The 13,287-nt window shown below is 59.0% G+C and carries 15 protein-coding genes and 1 rRNA gene; 6 read left to right on the top strand and 10 right to left on the bottom strand.

Annotated features, from left to right (window positions below; all coding sequences use genetic code 11):
• Both B7Y89_RS12300 and B7Y89_RS12295 read right to left on the bottom strand, forming a co-directional pair.
• Positions 1-345: ribosomal RNA gene (locus B7Y89_RS12300) — 16S ribosomal RNA — on the bottom strand; the annotation flags it as partial.
• 467 nt (positions 346-812) lie between these two features.
• The gene (locus tag B7Y89_RS12295; protein ID WP_292938800.1) at positions 813-1,007 is read right to left on the bottom strand and encodes a hypothetical protein; all 195 of its coding nucleotides are present in this window, start codon (positions 1,005-1,007) and stop codon (positions 813-815) included.
• Between B7Y89_RS12295 and B7Y89_RS12290 the strand changes: the two genes are divergently transcribed.
• A complete protein-coding gene (locus tag B7Y89_RS12290) occupies positions 934-2,382 on the top strand; it encodes a lipopolysaccharide biosynthesis protein (protein ID WP_292938799.1) in 1,449 nt (482 codons plus the stop codon). The two genes, B7Y89_RS12295 and B7Y89_RS12290, sit on opposite strands and share 74 nt — an antisense overlap.
• Here the strand turns inward: B7Y89_RS12290 and B7Y89_RS12285 are convergent.
• Positions 2,379-3,266, bottom strand: a complete 888-nt coding sequence (locus B7Y89_RS12285; protein ID WP_292938794.1) for a glycosyltransferase family 2 protein — start codon at positions 3,264-3,266, stop codon at positions 2,379-2,381. The genes B7Y89_RS12290 and B7Y89_RS12285 overlap by 4 nt on opposite strands.
• Positions 3,263-3,880, bottom strand: a complete 618-nt coding sequence (locus tag B7Y89_RS12280) for a class I SAM-dependent methyltransferase (RefSeq protein WP_292938793.1) — start codon at positions 3,878-3,880, stop codon at positions 3,263-3,265. The genes B7Y89_RS12285 and B7Y89_RS12280 overlap by 4 nt, the downstream gene beginning before the upstream one ends.
• A gap of 114 nt (positions 3,881-3,994) precedes the next feature.
• Between B7Y89_RS12280 and B7Y89_RS12275 the strand changes: the two genes are divergently transcribed.
• A complete protein-coding gene (locus B7Y89_RS12275; RefSeq protein WP_292938792.1) occupies positions 3,995-4,915 on the top strand; it encodes a retropepsin-like aspartic protease in 921 nt (306 codons plus the stop codon).
• A gap of 54 nt (positions 4,916-4,969) precedes the next feature.
• A complete protein-coding gene (locus tag B7Y89_RS12270; protein WP_292938791.1) occupies positions 4,970-6,799 on the top strand; it encodes an ABC transporter ATP-binding protein/permease in 1,830 nt (609 codons plus the stop codon).
• Positions 6,800-7,150: 351 nt separating this feature from the next.
• Here B7Y89_RS12270 and B7Y89_RS12265 read toward each other — a convergent pair whose 3' ends face one another.
• The 6 genes from B7Y89_RS12265 to B7Y89_RS12240 form a co-directional block, all read right to left on the bottom strand.
• Entirely contained in the window at positions 7,151-7,450 is a 300-nt protein-coding gene (locus B7Y89_RS12265; RefSeq protein WP_292938790.1) for a GIY-YIG nuclease family protein, read from the bottom strand.
• A gap of 64 nt (positions 7,451-7,514) precedes the next feature.
• Positions 7,515-7,718 carry a DUF1737 domain-containing protein gene (locus tag B7Y89_RS12260; protein ID WP_054109338.1) on the bottom strand — a complete coding sequence of 68 codons (204 nt, stop codon included), beginning with the start codon at positions 7,716-7,718 and terminating at the stop codon, positions 7,515-7,517.
• 9 nt (positions 7,719-7,727) lie between these two features.
• A complete protein-coding gene (locus B7Y89_RS12255; protein WP_292938789.1) occupies positions 7,728-8,132 on the bottom strand; it encodes a GFA family protein in 405 nt (134 codons plus the stop codon).
• Positions 8,133-8,187: 55 nt separating this feature from the next.
• Positions 8,188-9,489 (bottom strand): ATP-dependent protease ATPase subunit HslU, encoded by a 1,302-nt coding sequence (hslU, locus tag B7Y89_RS12250; protein WP_292938788.1) that lies wholly within the window; start codon positions 9,487-9,489, stop codon positions 8,188-8,190.
• Entirely contained in the window at positions 9,489-10,064 is a 576-nt protein-coding gene (hslV, locus tag B7Y89_RS12245; RefSeq protein WP_292938787.1) for an ATP-dependent protease subunit HslV, read from the bottom strand. Before hslV ends, hslU begins: the two co-directional genes overlap by 1 nt.
• 48 nt (positions 10,065-10,112) lie before the next feature.
• On the bottom strand, positions 10,113-10,604 hold the full coding sequence (locus tag B7Y89_RS12240; protein ID WP_292938786.1) for an outer membrane protein assembly factor BamE: 492 nt from the start codon (positions 10,602-10,604) through the stop codon (positions 10,113-10,115).
• Positions 10,605-10,811: 207 nt separating this feature from the next.
• Between B7Y89_RS12240 and B7Y89_RS12235 the strand changes: the two genes are divergently transcribed.
• From B7Y89_RS12235 to B7Y89_RS12225, 3 genes are read left to right on the top strand one after another with little or no spacing between them, the layout of a single operon-like run.
• On the top strand, positions 10,812-11,330 hold the full coding sequence (locus B7Y89_RS12235; protein ID WP_292938785.1) for a ubiquinol-cytochrome C chaperone family protein: 519 nt from the start codon (positions 10,812-10,814) through the stop codon (positions 11,328-11,330).
• Complete coding sequence (locus B7Y89_RS12230) at positions 11,327-11,842, top strand: DUF177 domain-containing protein (RefSeq protein WP_292938784.1); 516 nt, start codon at positions 11,327-11,329, stop codon at positions 11,840-11,842. Before B7Y89_RS12235 ends, B7Y89_RS12230 begins: the two co-directional genes overlap by 4 nt.
• 4 nt (positions 11,843-11,846) lie before the next feature.
• Positions 11,847-13,286 (top strand): MATE family efflux transporter, encoded by a 1,440-nt coding sequence (locus B7Y89_RS12225; protein ID WP_292938783.1) that lies wholly within the window; start codon positions 11,847-11,849, stop codon positions 13,284-13,286.
• The last annotated feature ends 1 nt before the right edge of the window (position 13,287 follow it).

Here is a 13,287-nt window from a genome sequence, read left to right as displayed (position 1 = left end):
ATTGTCCAATATTCCCCACTGCTGCCTCCCGTAGGAGTCTGGGCCGTGTCTCAGTCCCAGTGTGGCTGATCATCCTCTCAGACCAGCTAAGGATCGTCGGCTTGGTAGGCCTTTACCCCACCAACTACCTAATCCTACGCGGGCTCATCCTTGGGCGATAAATCTTTGGTCCGAAGACATCATCCGGTATTAGCAGTCATTTCTAACTGTTATTCCGAACCCAAGGGCAGATTCCCACGCGTTACGCACCCGTGCGCCACTAAGCCCCGAAGGACTTCGTTCGACTTGCATGTGTTAGGCATGCCGCCAGCGTTCGTTCTGAGCCAGGATCAAACTCTCAAGTTTGTGTCCAATCTCACAACAGCACAGGCCAAAGCTCTCACCACGACCTGCAATCTGACGTAAAATTAATTCAGGGTATCTATCCCTGCACATCAAGCTTCGACTGATTTATCTACATACCCGAGCCCCAAAGCCCCGGATGCAGACGCCGTCGCCCACATGTCCCTTCATCTCATCAACAATGTCAAAGAACTCACCAAACCGCCACCGGAGTGACAGAATTAGGCGGACAACCAATGCTCCCCGTTTTTACCGGGGGACTGAGTGTCCGTCTATTTTGGCGACCGGGGCGTTTGCGAGGCGTTGAAGCGTCGTTCCCGTCCGGTGAACAGGCCTCTAGGTCCGCCTTCGATTCGCGTCAACCGACTTTTTTCTTTTTTCTGTCATCGATCAGAACGAAGCCAAAATCAGGGCTGTTCGAAGGACTCCAGCTTGACGCCTGTCCGTAACCGGCAATTAACGGCCTAACACTATACCGTGTCGCACATGAGCAGCACCTCACCCCTATCGGCGTCGGTATCGGCATCCCAGACCACTTCATCATCCACGGATAGTAGCGTGGCACCCGCGCCATCATCGCTCGCAAGCGATGTGCGCCGTGCGATCATCTGGCGATCCGGAAGCCAGATTGCCGCGCAAGTCATCACTTGGTCCTCAACGCTCATTGTGATGCGGCTGTTGCTGCCAGCGGACTACGGCCTGTTTGCGATGTCGCTTGTGATGCTGAGCTTCCTCAACTTCCTCAATGGCTATGGCTTTGCCAGCGCACTGGTGCAGGAGCGCGACCTTAACCCTCACCGGATCAGGCAGGCATTCGGGTTGCTGCTGGTGGCCAATGTCGTGATCGCTGCCACCCAGTGGATCGCGGCGCCTTATGTCGCTGCATATTATGGGCAGCCCGTCGTTGCCGATATGCTGCGGGTGCAGACCCTCATTTACCTTTCAACACCGTTCATTGCGATTCCCGAAGTGCTGATGGGGCGCAGCCTTGATTTCCGAAGCCAAGCGGTGGTCAATCTGGTTTCGGCGCTCACCGGGTCTGTGCTATCCCTTGTGCTGGCTTTGGCGGACTTCGGCGTGTGGACGCTTGTCTATGCACCTATCGTGATGTTCTGGGTCCGCGCTATCGGCCTGAGCTGGATGGCACGTGTGCTCGTCTGGCCCAGCTTCGATTTTCGTGGCTGCGGCGGGATCTTCCGCTTCGGCTTGGCTATATTGCTCACCCAGCTGTTTTGGCTGGTGCAAACCCAGACCGATATTTTCGTGATCGGCCGCCAGTTCAGCCCTCACGAGGTTGGCGTTTATTCGCAGGCCGTTTTTCTGGCGACGATCTTCTACGCGCGCTTTGTACCGCCGCTTAATGAAGTCGCGTTTCCGGCCTATGCACGCATGCAGGATGACTTGCCCGGACTGCGCCGCGCGTTCCTGCGCTCAGCCCGGTTGATCCTGCTGATCGCGGCTCCGCTCTATGTCGGAATGGCAGTTTCGGCAAAACCTCTGGTCGCAACGCTGTTCGGCCCGACATGGGCAGAATTGCCGCCCTTGGTTGAAGTCATGGCACTGGCCATGCCGTTCATGACGATTCAAATCCTGTTTGCTCCGGCGCTGAACGCGATGGGCAAGCCAAGCATTCCTGTGCGGGTGGGCATTGCCGGTGCGATCATCTTCGGGATCGCCTTCTTCCTTGCCCCGCGCTTTGGTCTGATAGGAATCGCAGCGGCTTGGTGTGTCGCCTCGCCGCTCTTGCTGTTCGTCACCTTGCAGCTTTCAAAACCCTATCTGGGGATTGGCCTGACCGAGATGCTCCTGGCACTTCGGTTTCCGGTGGAGTGCAGCTTGCTCATGGGTCTGGTTGTCTGGGCGACGAACCACTGGCTTGCCGCACCCCTGCTGCATGCGTGGGCGGCGCTTCAGTTGGTGGTGCTCGTCATTGCTGGTGTGGCAAGTTACGGCGGGATCATTCACCTGCGGGATCGCAATGCCTTGATCGAAGTGTGGCACCTGATCCGCCGCCAGCCCGTTCCGGCAGCCGCAGCCTAGCCCGCCGCCATAGCATTCATCTGGTGCCCCATTCGGGCAAGGGCGCACCTGTCAAACCAGGCCCAGACGCCGCGGCGCGGACGGAACTGCGTTATATATTCCGGGTAAAGCGTCGCCAGTTGCGTTGGCAGACCTGCAGGACCATCGCGCCGCAAAATGTCGGTAATGATCAGGTCCTGAAAATGGCGGACCGCATAATTGATCATCCGCCGGTACTGCATGCGCCAGCTGCGCCAATCCGCAAGGGCCAGCGGTTCACACAAGAAGCCTGCATCCACCGTCGGATAAATGCCGTTTTCGGTCCAATCTGCCAGCGGGCCAAGATTGGTCTTGGCCAATGCCCCCACCAGCCCGTCATCACCGATCAGGTCCATCGGCAACTGGATGCCGCAATCGCGCATCCGGTCAACAAACGTGCCACGCAGCGCATAAAGGTCGCCGAATATGCCATGCGTATCGAGCATCAACTGGCGATAATGGGCCACATGGCGGCCATTGAGCGGCATTGCAGACGCTGCTCGCGCTTCGGGGTGTGCTGCAAGTGCCGCGCGCAGTGCATCAAACGAGCCGTCCGCGACTATGGCATCGCCATCGACCAGGATCACGGTCTCGAAGCCCGCCGCAAGCGTGCCAAGAACGATCCTGTTCCAACTGCGTGATTTGCCGGGTTCGGCCCAGTCATAGAGCGTCAGGTTACTATGACGCGCGGCTGCCTGCGCAACGATGGCGGCAGTGCCATCGCTTGAACCGTTGACCACCACATGGATAGCGTATTCGGGATCATCGCACCGCAACGACGCAAGACACAGGCCAATGCGGCGCTGCTCGTTATGGGCAAGCACGACAATCGCGACCGAGGCATGTGGCTGCCCCGATGCGGTCATGTTTGGGCGATGGCCCAGATCGTTACGGGGAAGCGCTCGTCATTGGCCAGCTTGCGCTGCCATCCTGCGCGCGCCCAGCGGAACAGATTGGCGCGAACGGCCCCTGCATTGCCCCAGCCACCCGTTGTGATCTGTGCAGGATCGAACCCGCACTCTTCCAGAAAGTGCACCATCCCCAATTGGGTCCAGCGCGAACAATCCGAAGGGATCGGATGATAGCGGATCAGGAACGGCGTGATGTTGATGAATACCCCGCCGGGTTTAAGCATCGCCCGCACATTGCGCGCGGCGCGATAGGGATAGAGCAAATGCTCCCACACATTGTCGGCAATGATCACATCGAATTTCTGGTCGAGCACATCTTTGCAGATATCATGCTCGGGCCAGTTCATCTCGGTATAGCTGCCCCACGCCCGCTGCCGCCACTTCCAGCCTGCTGAAATTTCCAGCGCATCCAGTTTGTCCGTCCCGCGCCGGTCCAGCCACGCGTCAATTTCACGATAGGCGACAACCCGTGTGATGTGTGTCTTGTCATAGCCCACGGCCGAAGCCGTAGCCTCTGCCCAGCTTTGCGCCCGCGCGCGCCAGTTTGGCGATGCCGATTCATGATCCATAGGCATCGCATAACGTCACAGGATTGCGACCAGGTTAATCCGGCGCGATGTACTTCTGTGCAAGCTGGTGCAGGCAAGGCCGCAGGCGTATAAGCCACAGTCAGGAGAGCACCGATGTCAAGACGCCTGGCACTGACCATTTCAGCTACGCTTGCGGTCGTCGTGCCCGGATGCCCCTTGGGTGCCATGGCACAGCCTGTTTCTGCCGATGAAGTCCTGAAACTCGAACGTGACCTCTATGATCGAATGACGGTGCCAGTGCGGATTGGCACCAATGGCCCGTTTGATTTTCTGATCGATACAGGTTCGGAACGCACCGTCTTGTCACGGGAAGTCGCCAAGAAACTTGGCCTTGCGATTTCCGGCAACGCCACGGTCGTTGGCGTTGCCGGATCCGTGCCTGTCGAAGTTGTCGATGTCGATGAAATCAGCCTCGGCAAGCGCACCTATTATACGCTCACCGCACCACTGCTGGATGCCCAGTTTATCGGGGCTGATGGCATTGTCGGCATCGACAGCTTGCAAGATCAGCGCGTGCTGATCGATTTTGGCACCAATCATATCGTGATTGGCGATGCCGTAACGCTGGGTGGTTCGCGCGGGTTTGAAATTGTGGTCAAGGCCAAGCGCCGGTCCGGTCAGCTGATCATGGCCAATGCCGTGATTGACGGGATAAAAACTGACATCGTCATTGATACCGGTTCCGATACGTCGATCGGCAATATCGCGCTGCGCAATGCCTTATCACGGCGTCGCAAAATGCAGGCGACCACGCTAATGTCGGTAACCGGGCAATCCATCGACGCCGAAATGGGCATGGTCTCGACGATCGATCTGGAAGGGGTCAAGCTTCACAACGTAACCATGTCTTTTGCCAATTCTCCAGCGTTCCACCGCCTTGATCTGGTGAAGCGCCCAGCCTTGCTGATGGGCATGAGCCAATTGCGGATGTTCAAACGGGTTGCGATAGATTTCTCCATGCGCCGCATCCTGTTTGATTTGCCAACAGGTGTGGTGGGCCTCAATCCTTTCTAGGGTCAGCAAGCTTTGGGGACTGGCGCGGCGCGATGAGCGCCCTATGTGAGAGCGATGCCACCAGATACAGCCACAAACTCCGCAAACGCCCGCCACGACGGATGGCAAACGCTCAAGCGATTCCTGCCGTATTTGTGGCCGGCCGATAATGCTGCCCTGCGCCGGCGGGTTATTGGCGCACTGATAATGGTGCTTCTGGGCAAAGCGACGACGCTGGCCCTGCCCTTTGCCTACAAGAAAGCTGTCGATGCGATGACGCTCGACAGCGGCAAATCGCAGGCTGCCCTGACTGTCGCCATGGCATTCGTCCTTGCTTATGCGCTGGGCCGCTTTGCTGGCGTTGCTTTTGATAACATGCGCAACATCGTGTTCGAACGCGTAGGCCAGGACGCCACGCGGCATCTGGCCGAAAACGTGTTCGCCCGCCTGCACCGCTTGTCATTGCGCTTCCACCTTGCCCGCCGCACGGGCGAGGTCACCAAGGTGATCGAACGCGGCACCAAAAGCATCGACACGATGCTTTATTTCCTGCTGTTCAACATCGCGCCAACCGTGATCGAACTGACCGCCGTCATCGTGATCTTCTGGCTCAACTTCGGGCTGGGCCTTGTTGGCGCAACGGTCATCGCCGTCATCGCTTATGTCTATGTCACGCGCACGATCACCGAATGGCGCTCGGCCTTGCGCGAAAAGATGAACCGGCTCGATGGTCAGGCTCTCTCACGCGCCGTCGATTCGCTGCTGAATTACGAAACGGTCAAATACTTCGGCGCAGAATCGCGCGAAGAAGCGCGCTATGCCTCTGCCGCCCGCGCCTATGCCGATGCTGCCGTCAAAAGCGAAAACAGCCTCGGCCTGCTCAACATTGCCCAAGCGATCATCGTCAACCTGCTGATGGCAGGCGCAATGGCGTGGACGGTATGGGGCTGGTCGCAAGGCCGGTTGACCGTGGGCGACCTTGTCTTCGTCAACACCTACCTCACCCAGCTTTTCCGCCCGCTCGATATGCTCGGCATGGTCTATCGCACGATCCGCCAAGGCCTGATCGATATGGCCGAAATGTTCCGCCTGATCGATACCCCTGTTGAAGTGGCTGATGCGCCAGGCGCGCCAGCCCTCATCATCAAACGCCCCGGCGTCACCTTCGATAATGTCGTGTTCGGCTATGACCGTGACCGCGAAATCCTCCACGGCCTTTCGTTCGAAGTCCCTGCAGGCAGCCGCGTCGCCATTGTCGGCCCTTCAGGCGCAGGCAAATCCACCATCGCGCGGCTTTTGTTCCGCTTTTACGATCCGTGGACTGGCCGCATTCTGATTGATGGGCAGGATATCGCCCACGTCACCCAAGCCTCCTTGCGCGCCGCACTCGGCATCGTCCCGCAAGATTCGGTGCTGTTCAACGACACCATCGGCTACAATATCGCCTATGGCCGCGATGGTGCCGGACAAGCCGAGGTGGACGCCGCCGCACGCGGTGCCTCCATCGCCGAATTCATCGCGCGCCTGCCCAAAGGCTATGACACCGAAGTGGGCGAACGCGGCCTGAAACTATCAGGCGGCGAAAAGCAGCGCGTCGCCATTGCGCGCACCCTCGTCAAAAACCCGCCGATCCTGCTGTTCGATGAAGCCACCAGCGCATTGGACACCCGCACGGAACAGGACATTCTGTCTACCATGCGCGCCGTAGCGACAGACCGCACCACGCTGTCCATCGCCCACCGCCTCTCGACTATCGCGGACTCAGACACGATCCTCGTACTGGACCAAGGCCGCCTTGCAGAACAAGGCAGCCACACCGACCTGCTCCGCCGCGACGGGCTCTACGCTGAAATGTGGGCAAGGCAGGCGCAAGAAAGCGCCGAGGTCAGCGAGGCGGCGGAGTAGGTTTGCGCACGCTCTGGATTGCTTCGCTTCGCTCGCAATGACGAAAAGACTGTCAATCCTGACTTCGTCATTGCGAGGAGGCGCAGCCGACGAAGCAATCCAGAGCGCCCGGCACCAGCACCGAACAAGGCGGCCACACCGACCCGCTCCGCTGCGACGGGCTCTACGCTGAAATGTGGGCACGCCAAGCGCAGGAAAGCGCCGAGGTCAGCGAGGCGGCGGAGTAAGTTCGCACCCGCTCTGGATTGCTTCGTCGCTGCGCTCCTCGCAATGACGAAGAGGCTATCGCGCTATTGTGTCCTTTTCCTTCGTCATTGCGAGCGCAGCGAAGCAATCCAGAGCGCACAAGCACTACCCACAAATCCCGGCAAACAGGTCGCGCCAAAGCGGATTGCCGCTTTCGATCAACGCCAGCTTGCGCTTTCTCGATCCACCTTTCAACTGTTTCTCACGCAAGATAGCGTATTCCATGGTCGCATGGATTTCATACCAGACGAGCAGCTTGCAACCATGCCGAGAAGTAAATCCCTCGACCGCTCCCTCCCGATGCTGCCATACCCGCTGCACAAGATTGCTCGTCACGCCGACATAAAGCGTCCCGTTCCGACCTGACGCCATCATATAAACCGCAGGCTGGAAATCTCGCGTCATCGCTTTGGATTGCGTCGTCGCTACACCGCTTGCAACGACGAATGCCGCCAGATCGGCGCAACGCTCACTTCACCACATCAGCCTCATGCCAGACCACGGCCTGCGCAACCTTGATGCAGTCCATCCCGCCATCATAGGTCATCGTGGGCGAGCCATAGAGCCGCCAGCCTTGTTCCAGCGCTTCGGACACGCGGTCGCAAAAGGCGCGGTCATCCTTGCCGGTGAGCAGGCGGTATACGGGGCGGTCTTCGGGGGTCTGGTAGGTCATCCCTGCCTCTTACTCCGGCCCGGGAAAACGCGCAAATTCGGGCAGTGTGTGGGCCTGCGCCATCCAGCCAATCCGCTCGGCCGTCTGGATATGCACCTGTGCCGGCAAGGCGTCGGGATCATCCAGCGTGGCAGCCTGCACATCTATGATTCCGGGCAGGTTATCCGCGTTAGTGAAGAACAGCCCCGTCCCGCATCTGGGACAGAAGTTGCGCATTGAAGCGCCTGACGAATTGAACGTCGTCACCTCACCCTGCGTCAGCGCGAACTGATCTGCTGTGAACATCGCCCAAGCCACCATCGGCGCGCCCGTGCTCTTACGGCAATCGATGCAGTGGCAGATCGCCACATGCATCGGATCACCGGAAACCGCGTACCGAACCGAACCGCACTGACAGCCGCCTGTATGTTCCATCACACCCTCCCGAATCGCCCCTGATTTTTGGAACAATGCGAGAACAATGTGGCGCTTACAAGATATACTTCGAAAGGTCGGCATTCCCGGCAAGATTGGCCAGCTTGGCGGCAACGTAATCTTCATCGACCGTCACCGTCTCGCCCGCGCGGTCTTCGGCCTCGAAGCTCACTTCCTCCAGCAGCTTTTCCATTACAGTCTGCAAACGCCGAGCACCGATGTTCTCAACGCTTTCATTCACCTGCGCAGCCGTCCGGGCAATGGCGCGGATGGCTTCGGGCGTGAAGTCCAGCGTCACGTTTTCAGTGGCAATCAACGCGCGATATTGCTCAACCAGGTTGGCGCGCGTTTCGGACAGGATGCGCACAAAGTCATCCTCGGTCAGCGCCTGCAATTCCACGCGGATCGGCAAGCGGCCCTGCAATTCGGGCAGCATATCCGATGGCTTGGCCACATGGAACGCGCCCGATGCGATGAACAGCACATGGTCGGTCTTCATCGGGCCGTATTTGGTGGCCACTGTCGTGCCCTCGATCAAGGGCAGCAAATCGCGCTGCACGCCCTCGCGCGAAACCGAACCGCCGCGCACATCGGAAACCGCAATCTTGTCGATCTCGTCCAGAAACACGATGCCGTTCGTCTCGGCATTGCGGATCGCCTCGCGCGCGACATCGTCCTGATCCATGCGCTTTTCGGCTTCTTCGTCGACCAGCTTGTCCCATGCATCGGCCACACGCATTTTCCGACGCTTGAGGTTGTGCTTGCCGAACGCCTTGCCCATCATGTCTGACAAGTTGATCATGCCCATGCCACCAGCCATGCCCGGAATCTCCATCGGCATCGAAGGCGCGTCTTCCACCTCGATCTCGACTTCAACCTCGTTCATCGAACCATCGGCCAGCCGCGCCTTGAAGCTTTCGCGCGTCGCTTCGCTGGCACCATCGCCGACAAGCGCCTTCAGCAGCCGGTCCATCGCCGCCTTGCTGGCAGCTTCGCGCACCGCATCCCGGCGGCGGTCCTTCTCCAGCCGGATCGCTTCTTCCACCAGATCGCGCGCAATCTGTTCCACATCGCGCCCGACATAGCCCACCTCGGTGAACTTGGTCGCTTCAACCTTCACAAACGGCGCATCGGCCAGCTTTGCCAACCGGCGGCTGATCTCTGTCTTGCCGCAGCCCGTGGGGCCGATCATCAGGATATTCTTGGGCGTCACCTCGTCGCGCAATTCAGCCGACAGGCGTTGCCGCCGCCACCGGTTACGCAGTGCCACCGCCACCGCCTTCTTGGCGTCCTGCTGCCCGACGATATGTTCATCCAGCGCGCGGACAATAGCCTTGGGGGTAAGGGAATCGAGCATCAAATTTCTTCCAGCGTCACGCGGTCATTGGTGAATACGCACACTTCTGCCGCCACTTGCATGGCGCGGCGGGCAATCTTTTCGGGGTCGTCTTCGTAATCGGACAATGCCTTGGCTGCGGCGAGCGCATAATTGCCGCCTGATCCGATTGCCGCGATGCCGCCTTCGGGCTCCAGAACATCGCCATTGCCTGTCAGGATCAACAGCGTTTCGGCATCTGCCACAATCATCAACGCTTCCAGATTGCGCAGATATTTGTCTGTCCGCCAATCCTTGGCCAGTTCCACCGCCGCGCGCATCAATTGCCCGCGATGCTGCTCCAGCTTGCGCTCCAGCCGCTCGAAAAGGGTGAACGCATCGGCGGTTGCGCCTGCAAATCCGGCGATGACTTTGCCTTTGCCGCTTTCATCCAGCGCACCGATCCGGCGCACTTTGCGGGCATTGGGCTTCATCACGGTGTTGCCCATGGAAACCTGGCCGTCACCGGCAATAACCGTGCGACCGCTTTTCTTCACCCCGATGATGGTGGTGCCGTGCCACTGGATCAGGCCGTGGCTCGCCCTGCTATCGTCCATGAACAGGGATATGGGTTGCCCCGCTCCCCGTTCAAGCGATGCGCACTTTTAACTGCCGTTCGGACCGCTGCCGCCCGGAGGCGCTCCCGGCCCCGCACCGCCAGCGCCAACCGCGCCGATGTTGCCAAACAGATCCTGGAAGAACGAGCGGTCGCGGCCCAGCGTATCGGTCTTGTCACTTTCAGGCGAAAGCCGTGCGACTTTTGCCATGCCTTCACGCGACATCGAGGCAACATTGCCGCGCGCATCAAAATCAATGATGAGAACGCTTTGGCTCGCCGTCTTGGGCCGCGTAAACGGCTTTTGCCCGGTGTTCATCGCCACATAATACCACGTCTGCTTGCCATATTGGCTGATGAACGTGGGACGGCCAAGCGTGCGCTCAACCGACAGCTTGTTGTCCACGCCCGGCTGAACCGTCGCAACCAGCGCTTCATCAATGATGTAGCCACGGTGGTCCTTGATGCTGGCACAGCCAGCTGCCAACACGCCCAGAGCGAGCACCGCTGCACCCTGCACCATCAGCCGACTGTTCCGCATTCGATAACTCCGCTTCAATCAATGATGCACTCATGCCCGTTTGCATCGGGAATGCACAGCCTATATCGGCGAACCCTTAGGGTCCAATCGGCATATTCGCAATGCCATCCGAAGACTCCTGCCCCGTACAGCCTGCTTCTGTCTGCTGCACGGTATTGATTTAATCGCCCGTGAACAAAGGGCACCATGTTCGTAAGGAAACGCGTGATGTCATTTTTGACCAAGCTGTTCGGTAAAAGCCAGGATGACCGTGTGGTCGCGCGTCCCCTGTGGCACCGCACCGTTGAAATCGCGCGCGAGAAGGAATGGTATCGCGATTGCGGCGTGGCCGATACGGTCGCCGGGCGCTTCGATATGATCACGCTGATCCTGTCGATCGTCATGATCCGGATGGAACGGGATGCAGAACTGGTTGAACCGTCCGTCAGACTGACTGAACTGTTTGTTGAGGACATGGACGGCCAATTGCGCGAAAGCGGTGTGGGCGATGTTGTGGTGGGCAAACGTATGGGCCAATTGATGAGCGTTCTGGGCGGGCGGCTTGGTGCCTATCGCGAAGGGCTGACAAGCGCTGATGAAGCCGTCATGGCCGATGCCGTCAGCCGCAATGTCAACTTGCACGAAGGCTCCGATCCATTGCTGGTCGCGCGGCGGGCCCGTGCTTTTGCGGCCGGGCTGGACCTTGTGCCCGCCTATCGCGTTCTCGATGCGGAGATTGGTAAATGAGCGCGCCGGAATACTCACTGATGATCGACCTGCGGCAAGTTAATGACACGCCTCTGGTTCTTGAACCCGATGAAGACGAACGTCGCCGGCTCGCAGGGCGCTTCAACATAAGCGCGATCAATGCCATGCGCGCGGAATTGCGGTTGACAATCGAAGGCACGAAAGTGGAGGCCAAGGGGAAGTTGACCGCCAAAATCGTCCAGATGTGCGCCATTTCGGGCGAGGACTTCCCGGTTTCGATAAGCGAACCCGTGGCGCTGCGTTTCGTGCCCCCCCTTCAGGGCTATCAACCCGATGAAGAGATTGAAATCACGGCTGACGATTGCGACGAGATTGAATACGAGGGTAATGCTTTTGATTTGGGAGAGGCCATCGCGCAAACCCTCGCGCTAGCCATTGATCCTTTTGCAGAAGGCCCCAATGCCGACAAAGCCCGCGCCGAACACAAACTTGGCGGCGATGTTGCAAGCGGTGCATTTGCAGCGCTTTCTGCGTTGAAAACCAAGGACTGATTGCTTGGCCGCCCCCCGCAACCGCGATCTGATCAGCGGCCCCATCCTCAAGACGCTGGTGCTGTTTTCTGCGCCGACGCTGGCTTCAAACATCCTACAATCGCTCAACGGATCGATCAATTCAATCTGGGTGGGGCGCTTGCTGGGCGAAGGTGCGCTGGCCGCAACGGCAAACGCCAATGTGGTCATGTTCCTCGTATTCTCGGCAGCATTCGGTTTCGGCATGGCCGCCACCGTCAAGATCGGCCAGGCGTTTGGCGCGCGCGATGTGCTGGCGGCGCGGCGGACATTCGGTTCGGCCATCGGGTTTTGCGTCATCATCTCGCTGGTGGTCGGCGTGCTTGGCTGGGTGTTCGCGCCTGAATTGCTGACAGCAATGGCAGCGCCGGGCGAGACGTACATTTATGCGCTTACCTATTTGCGCGTGATCTTCATCGCGATGCCCGCTTCGATGATTACCGTCATCCTCAGCATGGGGCTGCGCGGTGGGGGAGATGCAGCGACACCGTTGAAATTCATGGTGATGTCGTCCGTGCTTGATATCGGACTAAATCCGCTGCTCATCAATGGCCTCGGCCCGATTCCGGCGATGGGGATTGCCGGATCAGCACTGGCGACCGCCATCGCCTCGATTGCCTCGATGGCTGGCATCGTCGCTTATGTTTACATCAAGGATCTGCCGCTCCGCCTTAAAGGGGCAGAGCTGAAATGGCTGTGGCCACGGCGTGATGAACTTGGTTACATCATGGCCAAAGGCTTGCCGATGGGCGCGCAAATGCTCGTCATTTCCGCCGCCGGGATCATCGTCATCGGCTTGGTAAACCGCGAAGGCATCCTTGTCAGCGCAGCTTACGGCGCAGCGCTCCAATTGTGGACTTACCTGCAAATGCCCGCAATGGCGATTTCCGCCGCCGTCAGTGCCATGGCCGCACAGGCCATTGGTGCCAATATGGGGGACCGTCTCAGCAAGATTTCACGCTGGGGGATTGTGCTCAATCTTGGCGTTACCGGCACACTTTGCGCGCTGATCGTGCTGTTTGACCGTCCAGCTCTGGAATTGTTCCTTGGCGCAACCAGCCCCGCCGTTGATGAAGCCCGCCACATCCAGTTTCTGGCAAGCTGGAGCTACGTCATATTTGGCGTAACCATGGTGCTGTTCGGTACGATGCGGGCAGGCGGTGTGGTCTGGACGCCGCTGATCATCCTGGCCCTTGCGCTTTATCCGGTGCGCTTGGGCTTTTACTATGCCTTCTATCCAGCTTTGGGTGCCGATGCTTTGTGGCTGGCCTTCCCCATCAGTTCAGCCTTCGCTGTCGCCTTGTCCATCTATGCTTATCGCAAACCGGGTTGGCGCGCACAGGCCCGCGCCGTGCCGGATGAGGAGTGCGAGGAAGAAACACACGTCGATGCTGAAACCGCCGGGCGCATGGCACCAACGATGTGAT

It is taken from the genome of Novosphingobium sp. 32-60-15, from assembly GCF_002280675.1.
Taxonomy (GTDB): Bacteria; Pseudomonadota; Alphaproteobacteria; order Sphingomonadales; family Sphingomonadaceae; genus Novosphingobium.
Note: the sequence above shows the minus strand (reverse complement) of the source record. Positions and strands in the feature narration are given on the sequence as shown.